This is a genomic window from Corynebacterium sp. c7Ub_26, from assembly GCF_053760365.1.
The window spans coordinates 92,852-114,307 of the sequence record NZ_JBSNBL010000005.1 but is presented as its reverse complement, the minus strand read 5'-3'; the positions used below and the strand labels follow the sequence as shown (position 1 = coordinate 114,307).

Genomic DNA, 21,456 nt, shown 5'->3' with positions numbered 1-21,456 from the left:
TGCGACGGGCTCGGCACACAGAAAGGGTCCTTTCTTTATGCTTAACGCCGTTGGGCACGCACAATCCATCCTTCTCCTCGGGGGAACGTCGGATATGGGCCTCGCCATTGTCGAGGAATTCCTCTCCCAAGGCTCCGCCACCGTCACCCTCGCAGCCAGGAAGAACAGCAAAGACCTCCCCGTCGCGATTGACCGGATGAAGAAAGCAGGGGCGTCCGAGGTCCGCACTATCGACTTCGATGCTCTCGACACCGAATCACACAAGGCCGTCATCGACGAGGCCTTCAGCCACGGCGATATCGACCTCGCCATCGTCGCATTCGGCATTTTGGGCGACCAAGAAGAGCTGTGGCAGGACCAAGAAAAAGCAGTTCAAACTGCAGAGATCAACTACACGGGCTCAGTGTCCGTCGGTGTTCTGCTCGGCCAGGCCATGAAGAAGCAGGGCCACGGGCAGATCGTGGCAATCTCCTCCGTCGCCGGTGAGGTCGTCCGACGCTCCAACTTCGTGTACGGCTCCACCAAGGCCGGGTTCGACGGCTTCTACCGCCAGCTGGGCGAAGCGCTGCGTGACAGTGGCGTCCGCGTCCTCGTCGTTCGCCCAGGCCAGGTGCGAACACAGATGACCGAAGGCCTTGACGACGCACCGCTAACCGTCAATAAGGAAGACGTGGCGGCCGCCGTCGCGAAAGCTGTCGACGACAACAAGTCCGTGATCTGGGTCCACCCGCTATTCCGCTACGTCATGATGGCCCTGGCTCACACGCCGGCCGCTATCCTGCGGAAACTGCCTATCTAAGAGGAGTTAGCGACGCAGGTTTAGCGGCGCAGGTCCCGGCGCGAATACCGGGGCCGGGCGTCAGAGCGTCTACTTCGAGTTGGCGTCGTTAATGGCCTTCCCGATTTTCTTCAGCAACTTCGGGTAGTCCTTCCGCGCGGTACAGACCTCGATAAGCACCAGACGATCCTGGTCGTCCTGCGCCTTTTCGAAGACTTCATTGAGCTCTGCGCGCGTGGTGGCCTTCAGTGTCACGACCTTATCGTTGGTGCCGCCGAGGGCCTGCGGAATCATCCGCCAATCCCACGCCGTGATGTCGTTGTACTCGGCGTCCTCGCCGTGAATCGAGCGCTCCACAGCGTAGCCGTCGTTGTTCACGACGATGACAACGCCGTTGACACCCTCCCGCATCCAGGTGCCCAGCTCCTGGACTGTCAGCTGCGCGGAGCCGTCGCCAATAACAAGAACCGGGCGGCGCCCAGGGCAGGCGAGGCCAGCGCCCATCGCGGCAGGAAGCGTGTATCCGATGGAGCCCCACAGCGGCTGGCCAATGAAGGTCGTGTCCGCTGGGAAACGCATCTTCGCCAGGCCAAAGAAACTGGTCCCCTGATCAGCAACAACGATGTTTCCTTCGGTCAGCACGCCAGCTAATGTCGGCCACACATCGTCCTGAACCAAGGGCTCATCGGCGCCCGCAACCCAGTGATGCGGCTCCGGTTCCGGAACCGCACCCGGCGCGCGATCCGCGAACGACGGAGCAAGCTCGGCAAGCGCGTCCAGCGCATCAGCGATATTCAGCGGGGCGAAGGTCTTATCGCCCACCTTCGCGTAATTGGTGGCGATATCCACACAACGTGCCGGGTCGATCTTCTGGCTGAAGCTGGCCGTCGTCGTATCGGTAAAGCGAACACCGGCCATGACCAGGCGGTCCGCACCCTCCACAGCTTTGCGAACGTCGGGCTCAGAGGCCGCGCCCGCATACACGCCCAAGAAGAACGGGTCTTCCTCGTTCACCAGCGTTTTGCCCCACATCAAGGTGGCATGGGGAATACCGCCACTGAGAAGCCGATTCAGGTTCTCTGTCGCTCCCATCCGGTGGACCAGGAGATCCGCCAACACCGTCACATCGCGGCCCTCCAAGAATTCAGAGGCGGCCGCGCGGAACTCCGCCAAAGCACGGTTGGAGGTGTAGGACCGGGCGCCACCCAGAGGAGACGAGGGCGGCTCAACCTCGACGCGGGCGACGTCGGTAGGCACCACAATGTATCCGGGCCGCCTGTGTGTCTGCACCGCCCGCAGCACACGGTCCACCTCGTCCACCGCATCCGCGGGAGTCAGATCAGCAACGGCGCAGGTCACTTCACTAGCCATGCGTCGGAAATGAGAAAAATCACCATCGCCGAGGCTGTGGTGCAGCAGACGTCGGGACGCCTGCGCATCCTTCGACGGGGCGCCGACAATGTGGACCACCGGCACGTTCTCCGAGAACGAGCCAGCGACCGCGTTGATAGCCGAGAGCTCCCCCACCCCGAAAGTCGTGACAACGGCACCGATGCCGTTCATTCGCGCGTACCCGTCAGCCGCGTAACCCGCGTTGAGCTCATTGGCGTTGCCGACCCAGTGCAGCGCATCATGCCCCGTAATGTGATCCAGGAACTCCAGGTTGAAATCACCCGGGACCCCAAAAACATCCTTAATGTGCAGTTCAGCTAGGCGATCTGCAATGTAATCAGCAACTGTGTACATAGTTCTCCTTCGCATGGCTCGGTGGAGCCTGCATCGTATGGCGAGGGGTTCATCACGTGTGCTCGGCATGGCGGGTTGGCCACGTGGACATGTGATGACATCGATGCCGCTGGGTTCGCGCCACTCCACCCATACTGTCAGGAAAACGTATTAAGTAGGTTGCGGGGAGGTAAAAATTGTCGGTGAATTACTTGTCCTCACCGGAATCGAGCTCACCCTGCGGCGCATCCCCCGCATCCAAGGAACGGTCGCCAGCCTGCCCACCGTGCATCTGTGCCCGAATCTCCTCCAACCGAGCCGACGCCTTGATATCACGACCAGCGGTTTCGATCTCCGCCATGCGGGTATCCACCGAACTCTCCGTGAGCTCCTGCTTACCGAGCGCATCCGCATAGCGACGCTCAATCTTGTCGCGCACCGAATCCAGGCTCGGAACGGAATCGTCCTTCGCGCTCAGCGCATTCATCGACTCCGCGGCCTTTGCCGACTCTTCCTGCATCTTCGTCTGGTTGACCTGCGCCCGAAGCTGATCAATCTGCCCCAACTGCTCCTTCAGGTGGGCCTCGGACTTCTTCACCTGCGCCTTGGCCTGCTCCGCGGCCTGAGCATTACTCTGATGAAGCTGCTTCGTCTCCTCAATCTGCTGTTCGACGCTGACCAGCTGCGACGCCACCACCTCAGCCGTGCTGTTCCACTCGCTCGCCTGCTGAGTGTCCTCCTCCTGCGACGCTTTGTCCGCAAGCTGCACTGCTTTCTGCGCCTGAGACTGAAGACTCTCTTGATCCTTAATCAGCCGGTTGAGTTTCATCTCAATCTGCCGCTGATTCCCCAGAACAGACGACGCCTGCTCCACAACAGCCTGGTGCTGTTTCTTCGCCGCCTCCGTGGCCTGCTGGATCTGCACCATCGGGTCTGCTTTCTCATCAATGGTGCTATCAAACTTAGCCATCGCGTATTTCCACCCTTTTGAAAAGGGGTTAGCCATCACAATCTCCTTAACATCTGTGGGCATCCGTCGGGCCTACTGTGCGGTTCACACACGCTCTGCAGTTCAGGCGTACAGTGCACTATGAACAACATTGATCGCAATCGTAAGCAATCCTGACGCACGTGTTCGTGTCAGACGGCGAGTCCACCACCCAATCCATACCGACATTACCCATCTAGCCTGAACATCAATAGGTTTCAGGCGATGCGACGTCGGTAGGACCGGTATCTCCCCACAACCGTGCCACAGAAAGAATGGAGAACTCATGGACGTTCTGAACAGCATCCTCGCACTTGCCGAGCATCTTCTTGCTATTTCCGGCAACCCCGGCCCCGTCATTCCCGACGGCACCACCATCGAGTAAGTAACGACGTTGCACGTGGCTCCTCCATTGTGATTCCGTCGTCGCGGGTACGTCTGCTGTCGTGCAAGCATGCGCTTTGTGTGGCAACTAACTCTCGCAGGAGCCCCGTGGCGTGCGACAACGCGCCCCACCGATACAACACCGGTTGGGGCGCGTCGTGTTATGTGCATGTTATGCGGCTAGTCGTACGTTTACGCCGCTACTCCCCCGATAGCGTCGATGAGGCTACTCCCCCGACTCTTTAGCTTCCTGCTCCGCGATCTGCTTCCGAACCTCATCCATGTCCAGGTTCTTCGTCTGCTCAATGACGTCTTTAACCTGACCAGCGGAGTGGACGCCTGCATGGCGGTAAACCAGAACGTTGTCTCTAAAAACCATGAGCGTCGGGATGGACTGGATGCCCAGCGAGCCCGCGATCTCCTGGTTGGATTCCGTGTCTACCTTGCCAAAAGTCACATCAGGGAACTGCTCGGAGACTTCCTCGAAGATCGGGCCGAACATGCGGCACGGACCACACCATTCAGCCCAAAAGTCCAGCGCAACAACGCCATTAGAGACGGTGTCGGTGAAATTGTCCTTCGTCACAGTAACTGTAGCCATAAATTCCTTTCACTTATTTTTAAAAAGACAGCACTCCTGGCCACTTTAACTGGGCCACTTTAAGGGGCCGGCGACCACGGTCATTACGCCGTCTACCTGCACAATATGAGACAGGGGCCTTTAGGGGGACCATCATAGACCAGACAGTCTAGAACTGCAGCGGGGATGTGTGACCTCACATGCGGATGTGGATATAGCGGATACAGAAATGACGAAACCGAGGACAGCTATTCATTCAGTTCTAAGTAGATGCTCTCCAATGACTTACTTTCCTTAGTGAGGCCTTCAATTTTGACCCCACTCCGGACCGCGACTTCCGCAATCGTCGCTGTATCGAGACCACTAATAGAAAGGGTCTGCCCGGAGACACCATCAATATGCCCACCATTGTTGAGCATGGCTCGCTGGGCGGACTCGATATCCCCTCGGACTGTTAACAGAACACTATTCGTCGTTCGTAGCTGGTCAAGCGGCTTTTGAACTATAGTGCGCCCATTTTTAATCATGACCACATAGTCAGAAAACTGCTGAACCTCATTCAGCAAGTGCGATGAAATCAAGGCCGTTCCGCCGGAACTAATATATTCCTTCAGCTTGTTCTGAAATGCGATCGAGCCATCTGCGTCCACCCCATTGTGCGGCTCGTCCAAAATCACGATCTCAGGATCGTTAAGAAATGCCACCGCAAGGCAGACACGTTGCCTCATACCCAGCGACACTTTCGCAAGCTTACGATTACAAGCATGAGCGAGACCGTATTCGTCGAGAATGTCGATGGCTTTGTTCTTAGTATCTGAAATACCCTTCAACAGCATTTGACTGCGAAGGAAGGTAAGTATCGACACCCGCGTATCTATCCATTCGGGATCAAGAAGATAGCCAATCGATGCCCGGCAATGATCGATCCCGACTGCACTCTTATAGGAGTCGGCACGTTCCAGGTCGATCGTGACCTCACCGGAATCGGCATGTGTGAGCCCCGCAATAATCTTCATTATCGTCGATTTACCCGACCCGTTTGGCCCCAACAACCCCGTGACCTTGCTCCTCGCCACGTCGAACGTCATATTCTCCAAAACCGGGACTTTTTTACCAAACGACTTATTAATCCGGTCAACAGAAATTGCCGACGAACTCATGCCTCATACCTCCACAAACGTGCTGCACCACATGCAACGGCCACGACACACCACAAACCAACTTCAAGCAGGCCTTCCAGCGACGTCGCATTAGCTTGCGTTAGTTTGTCCACAGCAAACGGGAAGCTGTGATGGAGCAGGAGATTACCCTGGTCATGACCCATCGCCATCAAGATGGCCCCCGCCATCGGGAGAATGAGCATGATCACAATGATCAACGTGAATGACAGGGTTACGTTTCGAGCTAGGTGAGAGATCCCGCCGGCGACCAGTCCAATAGCCACCATGCACGCTGCCCATGAGACGCCGAGAATCAATTCCCTCGCGACAGAATCAGTGGTGACACTAAAACTGGTTAGGGCAGATAAAACAAGTAAAAGGACAACAAAGATTAAGGCGAACACTAGCCAAAAGGCCAAAGAAATAACAACGCTGGTGATGAGGCTAGCGAGATAAGCGCTGAAACGGGAGGGAATGGAAAGAAGGGTGTAGTTCACCGATCCCTTTGTGTAGCTACCAGCAATATAGAGGGATAACGCGAACGCAATGAAGAAAAACGTTAACTCCGAGTTACTAGCTAAGCTACCTGAGAAACCGATTGCCCCATTATTGCGACGCGATATATCTACGGCTAATCCGACTGTGAGGATGGTCATCACAACCAGCGAGACCTTCAGCAAAGAGGTGTGTATGAACGTCGTCAGTTCGGACTTAATACCGTTGACTACAAAACCGGTTTTGTTATGTGGCTCACTCGGTTCCATGTTCCCCCTCTTTCTTTACGCGTTTTTTGTTTTCCACGCCCTGACCCCATATACACATTAACGCGAAAAAGCCAACGACCGGCATGATGAAGTCCCTAAAACCATGCAAGCCGACCGTAAACACTACGAAGACGACTGCAGCTACATAGGGAATGAGGATGAAAAGCCCAGTCCAGTCGGGAAGATACCTGGGTAATAGATACTGAAGTGCGATGCACGTTACCCCTATGACGGCGTATATAAGTCCGCCCACTTACTTCTCTCCTCTGCCCTCTGCATGTTTCGTCGAGGTGCGCTGTGTCGTGTATTTAGCATGACTCAATAGGTGACCTTTACCTTAACATTAGGGAACTCCGATGGTCGCGTCGGTTTTGCGAGTGGGAGCGATCATGGTGGACGTACCTTCCCCACCGAACCGTCGGATCAACTGAAAAGCTCCTCCAAGTCCGCCGCCGGGCCATATGTGACGGACAAGCACCCCCTGAAATACCCCTAAACATGTGCAATATAGAAATTGTCACTAGTGCAAATTAACAACAATAACTAAAGTCTCGTTCCACACGGGGCTATTGTGTGCCCCGCGCTATAGCCCATGGAGCACACACTCGCCTGTGAGGCACCAGCTAGCACCGGCCAACCGTCGTTGGCCATCGACACGACAGTATCCCACAAGGAGATACCCCCATGATGAAGAATTACACCATCACCGGCATGAGTTCCAACGAAGGAGCCGCCGCCATCAAAGACGCGGTATCTCAGGCACGCGGAGTACAAAACGTCACTATTTTCGACGACGGCCATATGACCGTCGAAGGTGAAGACTTCGGTGATGCCGATATCAACGAGGCCGTCGCGGAAGCGGGATACACGCTCGAACCCAAGTAGACCTCGACGTCTCCGTGCAACTTCCCCGGCGCGACTTACCCGCCGATGACCAACCCTAGCCATGCCGCGAAAACCGCCACCACCAGCGTCGATAATGCATATATAGTGCCACGGCGAGCGCTACCTTGAGTGACAGCCTCGACAGACGCCGTGGAGAACGTGGTGTATCCACCCATCATTCCGGTACCTAGGAGGCCCAACAGCGCTCCCCCGGATAGGCCCGCCACACACAGCCCGAGGACAAACGAGCCGGTCACGTTAATCACGAACGTGGCACACGGAAACTCTGCCGGCCACCGCGCACGGATCCACGCATCCACCGCGTACCGCAGACACGCACCAAGGCCACCGCCGAGCGCCACAAGCACCATCATCGTTGCGTCACCTCTCTACGGCCGACGCGTTCCCACCACGCCCCGGCAAACGCCGCGATCGCGCCACAAATCACGCTGAACAACGCGTAGTACACCGCGAAGCTCATGCCCATCAGGGACCCGGATCCCTGAACGCCGGCAGCTCCGACCCCCGGGAACCACCGGGCAATGTCCACGGCGAGCGTCGAATAGGTTGTTAGACCACCGCAGAAACCAGTCCCCAGCAGCAGATTTGCGTTCACACGGCCCAGTCGGGCGAAACGGGCGCCCAAAAAGCCGAGCAGAGCGGCACCCACCACGTTCACCGCGAACACCCACCACATCGTGGGCACTACGGCGCTCACCACGGGGCTAGACGTCAACACATCACGCACTAACGTCCCCACGGCACCGCCAACAAACACCAGCACGGCCGAACCGGCAAAGCGCTTCGGCGCCACAGGCTTTCTTCCACGAGACACGACTCGCCTACCTTTCCCGAAGCCCCAGGACAGAATTTTCGCCACTCGCCAGCGTCATGCGGTCCAGCTGCGCTAGCACCTCGTCAATGATGAACGGATCCGCACCCGGCTCGAACCGAGCCGACATGACCTCAACCTGGGCGGCCTCGATCGCCTCCAAACGGACCGCCGTCACTTTGCGACGCACCTTGCGCAGACGACGCACCGCATCCTCATAGTTCTCCGGCTCATCGTCCTTCGGAACGCCCGTCATGTCGCGGAAACGGCGTGCGATGGCCTGAATAGCCTCCGGCGGGAGATCCTCACCCTTCGACTGCAGCACATCCATCGCCGCATTATGCGCACGGCGCAACAGACGATCCATCGTTGCGTCGGCAATGGCATCATTGCCTTCATTGACATTCAGCTTCTGCATGATCCACGGCAACGTCAACCCGGGAACCACCATCGTGCAGAACAGCACCGTGATCGCGATCAGCGGCATTTCGTTATACACATTGATATAGCCCGCGGGCACAGACAACACCAGGGCCAGCGTGACCAAACCGCGCATCCCCGACCAGGTCAGCACCAACACTTCCTGCAGCCGCAGCGGGGACACGTTCTTCTTCTTGCTGTGCTTGTTCAGCAGATACTGGTCATACATCCACAAGAAGCGGACGGCGAAAAGGGCGCCGGAAATAACCAAACCCCAGACAATACCTTCGCCGATACGCGTCGAGGTCTGCTCCACCGCATTACGCACCGACAAACCGATCAGGCCGAACGCCATACCCGTCACCAGCAGCTCGGCGGTCTCCCAGAAAGCCGACCCTGTCAACCGGTCCTCCGCCGCCGTCGCCGACACACGCGATGTCATCTCCACGGCGGCCACCACCACCGCAATAACTCCCGACGCGTGAATCTCCTCCGCCGCGATATACACCGCGAACGGAACGACCCAGCTCAGCGCGTTGACCGTGTTCGATCCCGCGGTGTACTCCAACGCCCGCCCGGCTACATGGCCGATCAGCCAGCCCAGGGCAATCGACGCCACCGTGGTGTACACGAACCGCAACAACGCCGGGCCGACGTGGATTGAGTCGTCGTTATACAGCGAATTGAGCGCCAACTGGAAGGCCACCAGCGCGACGGCATCGTTAAAGAGGCCTTCGGTCTGCAGGGTGCCGATCACGCGTCGGGGAATTCCCGCCGGCTCCGCGACGGCCTCCACGGCCACCGGGTCCGACGGGGCTACCGCCGCGCCCAAAGCGATCGCGCCGGCAACGGACAAACCCGGGATCAAGACCATCGACGTCCCAGCCACCGCCAGGATCGTGACCACGACCAACAGCACGGATAACGACAACAGCGTCCGCCACTGGGATCGAATCAGTGGCCACGACAAGCGCCGGGCCATCGCCCAAATCAAGGGCGGGAGGAATAGCGGGAGAATCAGATCGGGTGGTAAGGAAATATCTGGAATCGCGGGGAACACCATCGTGGCCGTCGTTAACAGGGTTAACAACACGGGCCACGGGAGGTTGGTGCGCTCGCCGATGGACACGACGATGACCGTCGCAAACATTAGACCCACAATCACAATGAGGGTCTCCATGCTTGCCACCTTTCATTACTGCCTTACATGCTGCCCCAGCTGCTCCTGCGTGTACAGGTGCTTAACCGCTACGTGTACCGCGTACTTTTACGAGGTCCGGGGCCAGCTCACCAGTTGCCGAATGAGCACCATGGGCACGTCACACGCGGGTCCGTAACAGATGAGCACTCCGCGTGAGCGCATCACTCAGCGATCGGGAACTACTACTCGCTATCCAAAATAGAGGAAAACGTCGGCCCGGCGCGATTTCGCGACACCCCGGGTGCTGCGCTAGCCGATGCGCGGATGCCGAGAAGTCTGCCCCTACGAGAAGTTATCGGTAGCCAGGTTGGCGAACCTCGAGTACTTCAACTGCTCGGCAATCGGGATCGTACCCACCGGTCCCCCGCGGTGCTTAGCCAAAATAATGTCGGCTTCTCCCTCGCGGGCATTATCCAACGCTCCCGGCTGCGAATCCGGCCGATACAGCAACATCACCATGTCCGCGTCCTGCTCCAAAGAACCGGATTCACGCAGGTCCGCCAGCTGTGGCTTCTTGTCGGTACGGGACTCCGGCCCACGGTTGAGCTGCGAAATAGCGATCAACGGAACTTCCACTTCCTTCGCCAACAGCTTCAGCTGACGGGAGAACTCCGAGACTTCCTGTTGGCGCGACTCCACCTTGCGGCCCGACGTCATCAGCTGCAGATAGTCCACAACAATCAGCCCGAGGCCGTGCTTCTGCTTAATCTGACGGGCTTTCGTCCGGATTTCCATCATCGTTAGGTTGGGAGAATCGTCGATAAAAATGGGCGCTTTCTCAAGCTTTCCCATCGTTTGAGCTAACCGGGTCCACTCGGATTCGTCCATTTTGCCACTGCGCATATTAGTGAGTTTCACCTCGGCCTCGGCCGAGAGCAGCCTCAGCACGATCTCCATTTTGGACATTTCAAGGCTAAATAGTGCCGACGGGGTGTCATTCTCTACCGACGCCGACCGCATGAAATCCATCGCCAAGGTGGACTTCCCCACGCCCGGCCGAGCAGCGATGATAACCATTTGCCCGGGGTGAAGGCCGTTAATGGTTTTGTCGAGGTCAAGGAAGCCCGTCGGCACACCACTGGCCGCACCGCCGTGCATTTCGTACTCGTTAAGAAGATCATTGACCTCCTCGAACGTGTCAGCCAACTCGACATAATCCGTGCTAGCGTCACGACGTCCCACCCCGAACACCTGGGACTGGGCGTAATCGACCACCTTGTCCACGTCCTGGCCATCGATGCCGTTGTACCCCAGCTTGGCGATCTCCGTCCCCACTGAAACGAGCCCACGAAGCACCGCTTTCTCGGCAACGATCCGCGCATAGTAACTCGCGTTGGCCGCCGTCGGCACTTTAGTCATAAGGGTGTGGATGTATGGTGCCCCACCCACGCGCTCCAAGTCACCGTCGCGATTAAGCCGGTTGCTCACCAGCACCGGGTCGATCTGCAACTGGGCATCCGCAGACTCGCTATACAGATCGAGGATGGCGTTAAAAATGGTCTGATGGCGCGGGTCATAGAAATCATCCGCGCGGAGTATTTCTACGACATCCGTAATAGCGTCTTGGGACTGCAACATACCACCCAAAACAGCCTGCTCAGCCTCAATATCCTGGGGAGACTTCCGACCGAACTCCTCATAATCCCGCGGATCGGGACCTCCAGAGGGCCCAAACGACGCGTCCTCATAGTCCCCTCCCGGACCAAAACCAGACTCATACGAGTCGTACGAATTATCAAGAGAAGACGCTGATACCGCTGAACGTGATGCCATGGAAATACCCTATCGCCTGCCGCCGACATAAACACTGAGCACAATCATGAGAGGCACGCGGGAATGCGGGCGCACTGCTCTAACTCTTGCTAAACCCTACGAGATCCCACTAGACCTCACTGGATCTCGCTAGGTCTGCTGGAGCCCGCCGGATCTGACCGGATCTCACGGGAAGGGGTTACTCAGAGTAACCCTTTACTGCTTTTTCATAAAGCTCCGACGGCTAGGATACAAATCTCAGTACCTCTTTTCCCACGGAGTTATCCACAGGTTTCGCAGACTGCCTGTGGATAAAATGTGGAGAATTCATCGTTTCCCACGTCGGCCTGTGGAATTTACTGTGGACAAGTTTTTATCGCGACCTGCGAAAACGAGCGTTTGTGCAGGTCAGCCCTGTGACATTTTAATTTGACGAATCTCACAGTAACGGTGGAAAACCGCTTCTACGCTGGGCCTTTTTATCATGAACTGGGGAAATATCCGAGCAAATTGGGGTAAAAATCCGGTTGTCAAGCACCTAACCTGTGCGTGTTATCCCCAGCCCCATCCACGACATCCGACAACATCTCTATCACCATTAACAGAAGGTAAACTACGAAGTTCTTGCGTGAATGATGTTCTTCGCCCGGCCGGTCCCCTCATACGAAAAACGGGCCCGGCATATCTGCCAGACCCGTCGTTATTTCACGCAGGGCGTGGTGTCGAAGCACACCCAGCGTGGAGTGAAGAACACGGCGCGGTGTCGAGTCGCGCCTCGTATTACCGCGGAACGGCCACAAAAGCATGGCACATCCCTTATAAAGCCCCGACAACCACTGAGTTACCCGTCTTATACGGCAATAACCCGCAGCCAGGGCTTACACGCTGTTGTCGACCGGGGGTGTCGAGTCCCCGGAAAGAATTCAAAAAGTGTAAAACCAGAAACTACTGGGATACGACCTCGAAGTTAATGGTGCCGTGGATATCCTCGTGGAGCTTAACGTCCACCGAGTACTTACCCGTCGACTTCACAAAACCCTTGGTCATGTCAATGCTGTGCTTATCCAGCTCCGGACCACCAGTAGCTACGACGGCCTGAGCAACGTCGTTAGGCTTAACAGACCCGAACAGCTTGCCATTGTTGGCAGTGCGGACGGCGACAGAAACGCCTTCCAGGTTTGCCAACTGCTCTTTGACCTCGCGAGCGCGATCGGCGTCGCGAATAGCACGCGCTTCCTGCGCACGCTTCAAATCCTGAACCTGTTTCTCGGCGCCACGAGTAGCGGGGACCGCGTACCCGCGCGGGAGCAGGTAGTTTCTTCCATAGCCGGCCTTGACCTCGACAATGTCACCAGGAACACCGAGATTGTCAATGGCGGCGGTGAGGATCAGCTTCATGATCCCTAGCCTTTCTTACGTTGATTAGTTAGAAGGGTGGCTCATCATCTGCCCCACCAAACCCTTGGCTGGAGCCCTGGCTGGGAGCGGAATTCCACGGATCCTGATCCGCGCCCGAGTTCCCTCCGGAACCGCCGAAGCCCTGGTTGCCTTGAGACTGCTGGCCACGATTGGAGTTAAAGCCTCCGCCTCGGTTTCCACCGAAGCCACCGCCGCCTTGGTTGAAGCCGTTGCCTCCGCCACTCGTCTTTTCGACGTTTGCCGTGGCGTACTTCAACGACGGGCCGACCTCATCGACCTCGATTTCAAAAACGCGACGCTGTTCGCCGTCCCGAGTCTCAAAACTCCGTTGGCGCAAGCGGCCATTGACGATCACGCGCATGCCTTTTTTTAACGATTCGGCAGCGTTCTCGGCGGCCTGGCGCCACACATTGCAGGTGAGGAACATCGCATCCCCATCAACCCACTGGTTGGTTTGGGAATCGTATCGGCGTGGCGTCGATGCCACACGGAAATTAGCCACAGGAGCACCCGACGGGGTGTAACGGAGTTCTGGGTCAGCAACAAGATTGCCGACGACCGTGATAGGTGTCTCTCCTTGTGCCATGATGAATCCTCTCTCTCTGCAGGACAACCGGTTTGATGATCAGATAAAACCTGACACTGGTGTGTCTACCAGTGTGCCTTTTTAGGCGTCGGTCCGCAGAACTTTCGTACGCAACACCGAATCATTCAGGTTGAGCAGACGGTCGACTTCCAGCACAGTTGCGGACTCACAGGTGAAGTCCACGACAACGTAGATGCCTTCCTCTTTCTTCTGAATTGGGTAGGCCAAACGGCGCTTGCCCCAAATATCAACCTTGTCAACGTTGCCCTTCTCTTTGCGGACAACATCGAGATACTTATCCAGGGACGGGGCTACAGTGCGCTCATCCTGCGCGGGATCGAGAATGATCATGATTTCGTAGTGACGCACGGACCTCATCACCTCCTATGGTCTGGTCGTATTTCGGCCGCGCCATCGTTAGCGCGACAGGAGGGTTCGTTGCGTCAAGCAACCCCACGAGACTACCAAACCGCTGGCCAGAGGCAAAATCCGGAACCTCACGAAAACCTCACATGACAACACGCCAGTTGGCTCGGTGGTGAGCAACCCGGTTAATTGATGAGCGTCGCCCAAAAGACAGCGACGGTCACCGGCACAACAGTGATGAAGAAAACGGCGATGCCAAACAGCATCCACGTCACCTTGGCCGGCTTCTTATACATGAAACTGGCAAACGAGGCCGTGAATAAGAAGAACCCGATAAAAACGCTGATAATCGTTAACGTTACTTGCGGAGTCATGCTGTAATTCCTACGTTCGATCGCGTGCCGACGACACCCGCCCGGCTAGTTACTACGTCGCTAGTCACCGCCCGGCTACTCATTTCCGACGACGGACCGCGCCGCGACGCTACCGTCCCCGGATCCTTTTCCTGCTGCCCAGGGGCCTCTGCCTGGAGCATCGTGCGTGGAGCGTCAGGACGTGTCCCACGCATCTGCTGGATCACCAGCACAAGAATGGCCACAACCAGCGCATCCCGCGCGATCACGAAGGAGTTAAACAGCCAGTCTGGAGCGCCCTTGTTATCCGCCCCCGTGAACCACCACATCCGCACGAACCAGTAAATAGCTTCCACCCACATCCAGGCGAACACCAGGTGCCAGCGGGGGAGAGACAACGCGACGAGGGGCACCAGCCATAGCGAGTATTGCGGGCTCCACACCTTGCTGGTCAGAACGAATGCGGCGACGATCAACAACGAGAGTTCCCACACTGCAGGCTCACGTTTGACCTTCAGCCCGAGAATTAAGATTCCGACACAACACAGTCCGAACAGCACAAAGGAAATGATTGACTGCGCCTTCACCGGAACAGTGGTGGAGTAACTAAAGCCAGTCAGCCATGAAAGCACGCTGTAGATCGTCGAATCTTCAGCTGCTCGCTTCCCATTCCGGGTGAAGAATTCCGCCCATCCAGCAGGGGAGGCGATCATGATCGGAATATTCACCACGAGCCAGGTGACCACAGCCGAAACCACCGTGTTGATGAATTCCGTGCGCTCCCGCCAACGGTGGCGGATGACCAGCACGAGGAAAGCACCTAAGATATACGCGGGCCAGAGCTTTGCGGCCGCCCCCAAGCCGATGAGAACCCCAGCTCCCGCGTACTTCTTCCTGGTCCACAGGAGAATGGCCTCCATCGCGCACACTGTCGCTAGAGAGTCGAAATTGGTGAAGATGTGCACACCCACGATGGGGCTGGCCGCAACCAGAATGACGTCCCACACACGGTGACCGGCCAACTGATAGGTGAACCACAGTGTCCCGATCCATGCAATCGCGAGGAACACCGCGTTCACGCCGAAATAGAAACCGACGCGGGGCACCGACCATCCAATGAGGTCCGCAAACCAGTGCAAGGGGGCCGCTAACTGGGCGCATAACCACTGGTAGAGCCCTGTGAGAACCGGGTACTCCATATGGCGGATGCCACCATCGCCGGCCCAGGAGTAGACATACGGAAAGTGCCCGTCCTTCAGGCCTTCAATGCTGTACAGCGGGATGGAATCCGCGTAGCACCCCGAGATGTACTGACGGTTCGCGGTCCAATTCACCCCGTCACCGTCGCCACGAAGACAATTCGCCTTCGAGAGCCAACCCAGGGACATCATGCCCAGGGCCAGGCCCATCAGGACACGGAGGGGAGTGGCCCATACTGCTCGCCCGACGAGACCGTGGCTTGCAATGGGTCCCCCAAGGAAATGAGTCCACCGTTGCGCTGCGGGCTCCGTCAGGCTCGGCTGAACTCTCAACACGTCGGTGTCCTGCTGTTCTTTTCCTTTAACTGCACCCAACGCCACTATGTCCTTCTTCACTCAGTACGGCGGACTCGTCGATTAACTACGGAGCCGGCTCGTCGTTGTTACCCAAGTCCGGAACGGGAACTTCCACACCAGGGACAATTTCCTGGGTCCGCGTCGGAATGTTCAGGCCGCCATTGTCGGGCGCTTGTGGCATCGGGGCGGGAGTCTCCTGCGTCTCCGGCACATACTGCTGCTGTGGCTGCGGCGCCTGTGTCTGAGGTGCACGAGTACGCTGCGGCTGCTGCTGTTGAACCGTCGTCGTTTGGGTATAGGTCTTCTTCGACCCGCCCGAGTTAGTATTCGACTGCTTGGAACCCGACGAGTTCGAATCACCAAAGGCCATGTAACCATCGCCCTGCAAGGAGCTATCCATGGTTTGCTTCCAAATATCGGCTGGGAGTCCGGAACCATACATCGGGCGGCCAGAGTAGAAGATGGGCTGGCCGTCGTTCGTACCTACCCAGACCACCGTCGCTAATTGCGGGGTTGCACCAACAAACCAAGCGTCCTTGTTATTGCCGGTATCACCCAGCTGAGCCGTACCGGATTTCGCTGCCGAGGTCCTGCCACCAGCCAGGCCGTGGTTACGCGAATACGACGCAATCGGCTCCATCGCCGAGATGACATTATTGGCAACATCTTTATCAATGCGCTGGTCGCCCTCGACATTCGACCGATCCAGCAGCACCTTGCCTGACGACGTTTCCACCTTCTGAACAAAGTGCGTCTGGTGGTACATGCCGTTGTCTGCCAGCGTCGACAGGCCCGTCGCCATATCAATCGGGCGGGTTAAGTACTGGCCCAAGATGACGCCGTCGTACACCTGCCCATCCTTTTCCTGCAAGGTTTTTTCACCATTGACCTCGGTGGGGATACCCAGGCGGTGTGCCATATCGGCCGTGTCCTTCGCGCCATGCTTCAAATCATGCTGCATACGCACGAAGCTCGTGTTCAGCGACATCTTCAGCGCCGTGGCCAAGCTACAGGAACCACAGGATTCGCCTTCAGAGTTCTGAATAGTCAGGTTGTTGATGGTCACTGGGGCAGAGGAGTATACGCGGGAGAGCGACATTCCCTGTTCCAGGCCCGCGGCCAAACCGAAGATCTTGAATGTCGATCCGGTCTGGAGGCCGGTATTCGCGAAATCCCAACCATTCGGATCATCGCCACCGTAATAACCCTTCACCGCACCATTACGGGGATCAACCGAGACCACGGCGGTGCGATAATCATCCGGGTTGCCCTGCATACGGTTCTTCACCGTGTCCGTCACGGACTTCTGAACCTTGGGGTCGATCGTCGTCGTGATCTTGAGACCCTGAGTGTTGACGTCCTGCTCACTAATGCCGGATGCCTCAAGCTCAGACATGACCTGCGATTTAATCAGACCATTCGTGCCCTCAACTTCGGAACCCGTATCGATCGTGTTTGGGTCGATGACCTCGGGGTATGCGGCATGGGCGCGCTCCTCCCCGTTAATAGCACCCATGTCGGCCATACCGTCCATAACGTAGTTCCATCGCTCTTCAGCGGCCTGGCGGTTAGTCCAGGGATCCAACTCCGACGGACGCTGGATGGATGCAGCCAACACAGCGCCTTCCTCCGGCGTGAGGTCCTTGACGTCCTTGTTGAAATACGCCTTCGACGCCGCAGCAATGCCATACGCGTTACGTCCAAAATAAATAGTGTTCAGATACGCGCCGAGGATTTCATCCTTGGACCACTCGCGGGCCATCTTCGCGGAAATAACGAGCTCCTTAGCCTTACGTGTGTAGGAGTGCTCGTTACCTACCAGGGCGTTCTTCACATACTGCTGGGTGATGGTGGAACCACCACCAGAGGATTCCTTACCCGTCACAAGACCAAGCGCAGCGCGTCCGAAACCTTTAACAGAGAAGCCAGGGTTGGAATAGAAGGAGCGGTCCTCCGCAGCTAACACGGCTTGTCGGACAGGTTGAGGGATCTCCGAGAGATCAACGTCCGTGCGGTTACCGTCGGGCGGCACGATGCGCGCCAACTGGGTAGAAGAATCCGACGCGTAAATGGTCGCAATCTGATTAGTCTGAAGCTCTTGAGGCTCCGGGACCTTCGTCACCGCGTAGGCGGAAAAGAATGCCACAACAGGCGCAAGAATGAGAACAAGGAGGATTACACCTGTCCATAGCAGCACCTTTTTCCAGGTAGACATCTTGGCCTGCCTTTGTGGTTGTTTGTTACTCACTATTCCTATTTCTCCTCTACGCGAGGTTTGGACGTACCGCTTCCTACACGGACAAGCATCTCACGAAGCAATACGTTCCACCAGCAATGCACGCATACCTCCACGATGTGGGCGGTAATGTCGCCATAGGTTTCCGCCAGGGCCTCAACTTCTCGACGACTACGCGCGGTCCCTGCTATTTTCCCCAAGTTGTCGCCGAATATCCAGATGACATTTTTTAACGTCCTTTTTCCACACAGCGGACACGGACGATCTTGTGGTTCACCATGAAAATCAGCGGCATCAATCAGCCGACGTGACGACTGCCGCAACTCCTCCGCAGAGATGTCTCCCCGGCGGTATTCAGCCAGCAACCGTTGACGATCAAGCTGATGATTCCTCGTCTCTGTCCAGCTCACCCCGGTCACTATAGGCACAATAGCCTCAGGTGTATAGCCCAAGCACACCGTCGGCACGCATAACCTTTCGCTGCACTCAAACAGCTTTAGCGCGGGTGAGAATCACCATATAATAGGAGGAGTCCATTTCTGACTAACGCACCTGGTGACAATGACCTCAACTGACAAGTCCATCAATAAAAATTCAGGCGACGCCGCTCCGGTCGACGCCACTTCTGACCACGCCACCACACAACCCTCAAACCAATCCTCTCAGGGCATTTCCATCGAAGACATTGCGGCACGGCTCCGACCACTTCTCAATAGGCTCGTCTTAATTTATTACCGTCAGTCGGTTCACACCGCTCTTACCGCTAGCCAAATCTCCATACTTTCCGTGCTGGAACACCACGGTTCTATGCGGATTAGTGACATCGCCAAATTCGAATCCATCCGCATGCCCACCGCATCGAACGCGATCCACCGTCTCGAGTTCGACGGACTTGTTGTTCGAGAGCGCGATAAACACGACCGCCGCGGAGTAACCGTCGCACTGACGGACCACGGTAGGGAAGAGCTCGAACGAGTCAATGCACAACGAAACCTCGAGTTCGCGCGGTTCATCGCTCAATACACCAAAGACGGCAAAGAACTCGCCCTCGAACTCACCGACGTCCTCGAGCGCATCCTTAATGACCACGAGGGCGGCCCCGACGACGAACACCCAGCACACGACTAACACCCCGCCCTTCTCACGTCCCAACCCCACCCTTCCGACCAACGGAGCACCACCGTGACTAACGAATCCCCGGTTCGCATCCTCATCGCCCGACGTCCCCATCCCACCGAATCCAGTGCCGAAGAATTCGCCGCATGGTTCGCCCGTACCTCGCCGGCCGTCATTCGGACCGTCACTGTCCTGCCATCCATATGGCCATCCGACGCTCCCGACGAACTGGGGGAGGACTACCAACGCTGGATCCGCAAGGAAACAAAAAAGTGTGAACGCGCTGCTCTTGAGGCGCTGAAAGACGCCCATGTTCCCGACGATTCCTTGGACGCCCATCCCTTTGAGTTCGTCACCGCTACCTCCGAAACCGATGCTCTTAGCGCGGCTGCCACCGATTTCAACGCGACGATTGTTTTGCTCGGATCCCACGCCTCTGCACCCGAGGGCCGATTTGTTGCCGGATCCACAGCGGATGCTCTCCTTCATTGCGCACCTGTATCCCTGGGCCTCGCCCCGCGTGACCTACGCACATCCAAAAAGGGCGTCACGCGCGTCAACTGCGCCTACGTCGATACTGAACAATCACAGGAAGCATTGCGGAAAGCGTGCGACTATGCACACCGGTGGGATGTTCCTCTCCGCCTCGTCGCATTCACCCCCCACGGGCCGTCAATGTACCCCACCGAAACACCGTATAAACACGCAAAAGAGGCGACCCGGCAATGGCGAGACCAGGCTCAGAACATCCTTGAGCGTGGACAAGAACGCGCCCTTGCGCGCTTCGACGATCTCCACGTCGATCTCGCCATCGGGTCCGGCGCAGACTGGAAAAGTTCCATTACCGACCTAGATTGGAAGAAAGGGGACCTTCTGGTCGTGGGCAGTTCCACGCTAGGGGTCTTCGGGCATACCTTCCTTGGTTCCTCAACAAACCAGATTGTGCGGAATTCGCCCGTCCCCACTGTTATTGTTCCCGTCTAAACCAACATTTTCGCTGTAGAGGAGGTTCGAGTGGATAGGCACGGGAAATCCCATTCTCACCGCTCCGATGACCCCGACCAGCACGTCACCGTCGATAAAGCAGACTCCACACCATCCAAACCATCCCAGCTGGATTACGAACTCGACCCATTATTGCGCCTCGAACAACACACGCGGTCCACACACCAGGCCATTGTGTATGTCATCGTGGTGCCGCTGATTACGCTGCTCGCGGCCGGGATCATCCTGTTCATTTCGCACAACCAGGGTGGCCCCGATTGCGACGCGGGGGAGTCGGCATGGATATGTTCGCGTACCTACGAAATTCTATTCCCGGTGGTGCCGGGGGCGATCGCCCTCATCGGCGCGCTCGGGGGAGTGTGGACCACCTATATCAAGTGGGCACGGTATGACCGCTGGCGCCCATGGCTCGCCATTTGTTGGGTGCTTATTCCCTTCGCGCTCGGGTGGATCACCAGCACCGGGTGGATGGCTATCGCCGGGCTTGATTACCGGTAGGGGCGCCGGGGGGTGGTGCGACGGTGATATGCCGCCCGCACCACCGGCAACCCGCGCCGGGCGCAACGCGCCGGTTAGTCCTTCTGAATGTCCGGGTGGCTCACAGTACCGATCCGATTGAAGGGCAAAATACGGGCATCCACCCGGCCAATAATGTTCTTCTCAGGCACCGTGCCCTGGTACTGATCCTCCATGTGGTAACGGGAATCCGCAGAATTCGTGCGGTTATCGCCCATCAACCACACATTCCCATCGGGCACAGTGATCGGGCCAAAGTACCCGCCACCGCACGCTTCTGAGCCATGCTCAGTGTCGACCTCCCGCTGCGGGGGCTGCAGAGTGTACGACGAATCGATCGTCTTCCCATTCACCTTGATGCCGTCGTCCCCGGGTCTGCACTCAACGGTCTGCCCGCCCGTCGCGATAACTCGCTTCACGACGTCATTCTCCGGGGGAGTTGCCAGCCCGATATACGACGCACCAGTACGCAACACCTTGCTGAAGCCGCTGCTCTCATCCAATGTGCTCTCACCGAATTCCCCTTCGTCCCAAGACTCGGGGCCTCGAAACACGACGACGTCGCCCGGCTTGGGGGAACTGAAATCGTAGGCAAGCTTATTGACGAAAACGCGGTCGTTATTGCAGCCCGTGCACCCATTGAGCGTCGGCTCCATGGATTCCGAGGGAATAACGTAGACGCGCCCAATAAAGACCTGGAACAGAACAGCCACGAGGAGCGCGCAGAGGATAATGATCGGGATTTCGATATACCAGGGGCGTTCCTTCTTCACCGTGGCCGCAGCGGGGGTTGACCCCTTTGATTTTCCAAACATGCTGTTTTCCGTTCCGGGT

At 57.3% G+C, this 21,456-nt stretch carries 22 protein-coding genes; 5 read left to right on the top strand and 17 right to left on the bottom strand.

Going from position 1 to position 21,456, the window contains the following annotated elements; all coding sequences use genetic code 11:
* Window positions 1-37: 37 nt before the first annotated feature.
* Window positions 38-799: a decaprenylphospho-beta-D-erythro-pentofuranosid-2-ulose 2-reductase gene (locus ACWORE_RS09355; protein ID WP_455303630.1), complete on the top strand. Its 762-nt coding sequence runs from the start codon at window positions 38-40 to the stop codon at window positions 797-799.
* A 69-nt stretch (window positions 800-868) separates the two neighbouring features.
* Here the strand turns inward: ACWORE_RS09355 and ACWORE_RS09350 are convergent, their stop codons facing one another.
* The 5 genes from ACWORE_RS09350 to ACWORE_RS09330 form a co-directional block, all read right to left on the bottom strand.
* A complete protein-coding gene (locus ACWORE_RS09350; protein ID WP_455303629.1) occupies window positions 869-2,524 on the bottom strand; it encodes an alpha-keto acid decarboxylase family protein in 1,656 nt (551 codons plus the stop codon).
* A gap of 187 nt (window positions 2,525-2,711) precedes the next feature.
* Window positions 2,712-3,509: a PspA/IM30 family protein gene (locus ACWORE_RS09345; protein WP_455303628.1), complete on the bottom strand. Its 798-nt coding sequence runs from the start codon at window positions 3,507-3,509 to the stop codon at window positions 2,712-2,714.
* Window positions 3,510-4,101: 592 nt separating this feature from the next.
* A complete protein-coding gene (gene trxA / locus ACWORE_RS09340; protein ID WP_204087706.1) occupies window positions 4,102-4,476 on the bottom strand; it encodes a thioredoxin in 375 nt (124 codons plus the stop codon).
* Between the two features lie 227 nt (window positions 4,477-4,703).
* Complete coding sequence (locus ACWORE_RS09335) at window positions 4,704-5,615, bottom strand: ABC transporter ATP-binding protein (RefSeq protein WP_455303627.1); 912 nt, start codon at window positions 5,613-5,615, stop codon at window positions 4,704-4,706.
* The gene (locus ACWORE_RS09330; RefSeq protein ID WP_406605293.1) at window positions 5,612-6,379 is read right to left on the bottom strand and encodes a hypothetical protein; all 768 of its coding nucleotides are present in this window, start codon (window positions 6,377-6,379) and stop codon (window positions 5,612-5,614) included. Before ACWORE_RS09330 ends, ACWORE_RS09335 begins: the two co-directional genes overlap by 4 nt.
* 684 nt (window positions 6,380-7,063) lie before the next feature.
* Between ACWORE_RS09330 and ACWORE_RS09325 the strand changes: the two genes are divergently transcribed.
* Window positions 7,064-7,264, top strand: coding sequence for a heavy-metal-associated domain-containing protein (locus ACWORE_RS09325; protein WP_296138881.1), 201 nt, complete (start codon window positions 7,064-7,066; stop codon window positions 7,262-7,264).
* 35 nt (window positions 7,265-7,299) lie between these two features.
* On the opposite strand, the gene ACWORE_RS09320 is transcribed toward ACWORE_RS09325, so the two are convergent.
* From ACWORE_RS09320 to ACWORE_RS09270, 11 genes are all read right to left on the bottom strand, one after another.
* On the bottom strand, window positions 7,300-7,638 hold the full coding sequence (locus ACWORE_RS09320; protein WP_406605291.1) for a fluoride efflux transporter FluC: 339 nt from the start codon (window positions 7,636-7,638) through the stop codon (window positions 7,300-7,302).
* Window positions 7,635-8,099, bottom strand: coding sequence for a fluoride efflux transporter FluC (locus tag ACWORE_RS09315; RefSeq protein WP_406605290.1), 465 nt, complete (start codon window positions 8,097-8,099; stop codon window positions 7,635-7,637). The genes ACWORE_RS09320 and ACWORE_RS09315 overlap by 4 nt, the downstream gene beginning before the upstream one ends.
* A 7-nt stretch (window positions 8,100-8,106) precedes the next feature.
* Entirely contained in the window at window positions 8,107-9,696 is a 1,590-nt protein-coding gene (locus tag ACWORE_RS09310; protein WP_455303626.1) for a cation:proton antiporter, read from the bottom strand.
* Window positions 9,697-9,999: 303 nt separating this feature from the next.
* Window positions 10,000-11,490 carry a replicative DNA helicase gene (gene dnaB, locus ACWORE_RS09305; protein WP_455303625.1) on the bottom strand — a complete coding sequence of 497 codons (1,491 nt, stop codon included), beginning with the start codon at window positions 11,488-11,490 and terminating at the stop codon, window positions 10,000-10,002.
* A 924-nt stretch (window positions 11,491-12,414) separates the two neighbouring features.
* Window positions 12,415-12,867, bottom strand: coding sequence for a 50S ribosomal protein L9 (gene rplI / locus ACWORE_RS09300; RefSeq protein ID WP_455303624.1), 453 nt, complete (start codon window positions 12,865-12,867; stop codon window positions 12,415-12,417).
* Between the two features lie 28 nt (window positions 12,868-12,895).
* A complete protein-coding gene (locus ACWORE_RS09295; RefSeq protein ID WP_012732666.1) occupies window positions 12,896-13,474 on the bottom strand; it encodes a single-stranded DNA-binding protein in 579 nt (192 codons plus the stop codon).
* Window positions 13,475-13,555: 81 nt separating this feature from the next.
* A complete protein-coding gene (gene rpsF / locus ACWORE_RS09290; protein ID WP_012732667.1) occupies window positions 13,556-13,843 on the bottom strand; it encodes a 30S ribosomal protein S6 in 288 nt (95 codons plus the stop codon).
* Window positions 13,844-14,025: 182 nt separating this feature from the next.
* Complete coding sequence (locus tag ACWORE_RS09285; RefSeq protein ID WP_296138864.1) at window positions 14,026-14,214, bottom strand: hypothetical protein; 189 nt, start codon at window positions 14,212-14,214, stop codon at window positions 14,026-14,028.
* Window positions 14,211-15,788, bottom strand: coding sequence for a glycosyltransferase family 87 protein (locus ACWORE_RS09280; RefSeq protein ID WP_455303622.1), 1,578 nt, complete (start codon window positions 15,786-15,788; stop codon window positions 14,211-14,213). The genes ACWORE_RS09285 and ACWORE_RS09280 overlap by 4 nt, the downstream gene beginning before the upstream one ends.
* A 25-nt stretch (window positions 15,789-15,813) precedes the next feature.
* Window positions 15,814-17,964: a transglycosylase domain-containing protein gene (locus ACWORE_RS09275; RefSeq protein WP_455303654.1), complete on the bottom strand. Its 2,151-nt coding sequence runs from the start codon at window positions 17,962-17,964 to the stop codon at window positions 15,814-15,816.
* Window positions 17,965-18,002: 38 nt separating this feature from the next.
* Window positions 18,003-18,404 carry a DUF5318 family protein gene (locus ACWORE_RS09270; protein WP_455303621.1) on the bottom strand — a complete coding sequence of 134 codons (402 nt, stop codon included), beginning with the start codon at window positions 18,402-18,404 and terminating at the stop codon, window positions 18,003-18,005.
* A 142-nt stretch (window positions 18,405-18,546) separates the two neighbouring features.
* Between ACWORE_RS09270 and ACWORE_RS09265 the strand changes: the two genes are divergently transcribed.
* From ACWORE_RS09265 to ACWORE_RS09255, 3 genes are read left to right on the top strand one after another with little or no spacing between them, the layout of a single operon-like run.
* Complete coding sequence (locus ACWORE_RS09265) at window positions 18,547-19,113, top strand: MarR family winged helix-turn-helix transcriptional regulator (protein ID WP_455303620.1); 567 nt, start codon at window positions 18,547-18,549, stop codon at window positions 19,111-19,113.
* A 54-nt stretch (window positions 19,114-19,167) separates the two neighbouring features.
* The gene (locus ACWORE_RS09260; protein WP_296138851.1) at window positions 19,168-20,085 is read left to right on the top strand and encodes a universal stress protein; all 918 of its coding nucleotides are present in this window, start codon (window positions 19,168-19,170) and stop codon (window positions 20,083-20,085) included.
* Window positions 20,086-20,115: 30 nt separating this feature from the next.
* Window positions 20,116-20,604 (top strand): hypothetical protein, encoded by a 489-nt coding sequence (locus tag ACWORE_RS09255; RefSeq protein ID WP_455303619.1) that lies wholly within the window; start codon window positions 20,116-20,118, stop codon window positions 20,602-20,604.
* Between the two features lie 74 nt (window positions 20,605-20,678).
* On the opposite strand, the gene lepB is transcribed toward ACWORE_RS09255, so the two are convergent.
* Window positions 20,679-21,437 carry a signal peptidase I gene (gene lepB / locus ACWORE_RS09250; protein WP_455303618.1) on the bottom strand — a complete coding sequence of 253 codons (759 nt, stop codon included), beginning with the start codon at window positions 21,435-21,437 and terminating at the stop codon, window positions 20,679-20,681.
* Between the last annotated feature and the right edge of the window lie 19 nt (window positions 21,438-21,456).

Bases quoted from the DNA above. Each gene is read 5' to 3' on its own strand.
- ACWORE_RS09355 (WP_455303630.1), top strand. From the start codon at position 38: ATGCTTAACGCCGTTGGGCACGCACAATCCATCCTTCTCCTCGGGGGA.
- ACWORE_RS09350 (WP_455303629.1), bottom strand. From the start codon at position 2,524: ATGTACACAGTTGCTGATTACATTGCAGATCGCCTAGCTGAACTGCAC.
- ACWORE_RS09345 (WP_455303628.1), bottom strand. From the start codon at position 3,509: ATGGCTAACCCCTTTTCAAAAGGGTGGAAATACGCGATGGCTAAGTTT.
- trxA (WP_204087706.1), bottom strand. From the start codon at position 4,476: ATGGCTACAGTTACTGTGACGAAGGACAATTTCACCGACACCGTCTCT.
- ACWORE_RS09335 (WP_455303627.1), bottom strand. From the start codon at position 5,615: ATGAGTTCGTCGGCAATTTCTGTTGACCGGATTAATAAGTCGTTTGGT.
- ACWORE_RS09330 (WP_406605293.1), bottom strand. From the start codon at position 6,379: ATGGAACCGAGTGAGCCACATAACAAAACCGGTTTTGTAGTCAACGGT.
- ACWORE_RS09325 (WP_296138881.1), top strand. From the start codon at position 7,064: ATGATGAAGAATTACACCATCACCGGCATGAGTTCCAACGAAGGAGCC.
- ACWORE_RS09320 (WP_406605291.1), bottom strand. From the start codon at position 7,638: ATGATGGTGCTTGTGGCGCTCGGCGGTGGCCTTGGTGCGTGTCTGCGG.
- ACWORE_RS09310 (WP_455303626.1), bottom strand. From the start codon at position 9,696: ATGGAGACCCTCATTGTGATTGTGGGTCTAATGTTTGCGACGGTCATC.
- dnaB (WP_455303625.1), bottom strand. From the start codon at position 11,490: ATGGCATCACGTTCAGCGGTATCAGCGTCTTCTCTTGATAATTCGTAC.
- rplI (WP_455303624.1), bottom strand. From the start codon at position 12,867: ATGAAGCTGATCCTCACCGCCGCCATTGACAATCTCGGTGTTCCTGGT.
- ACWORE_RS09295 (WP_012732666.1), bottom strand. From the start codon at position 13,474: ATGGCACAAGGAGAGACACCTATCACGGTCGTCGGCAATCTTGTTGCT.
- ACWORE_RS09285 (WP_296138864.1), bottom strand. From the start codon at position 14,214: ATGACTCCGCAAGTAACGTTAACGATTATCAGCGTTTTTATCGGGTTC.
- ACWORE_RS09275 (WP_455303654.1), bottom strand. From the start codon at position 17,964: ATGTCTACCTGGAAAAAGGTGCTGCTATGGACAGGTGTAATCCTCCTT.
- ACWORE_RS09265 (WP_455303620.1), top strand. From the start codon at position 18,547: ATGACCTCAACTGACAAGTCCATCAATAAAAATTCAGGCGACGCCGCT.
- lepB (WP_455303618.1), bottom strand. From the start codon at position 21,437: ATGTTTGGAAAATCAAAGGGGTCAACCCCCGCTGCGGCCACGGTGAAG.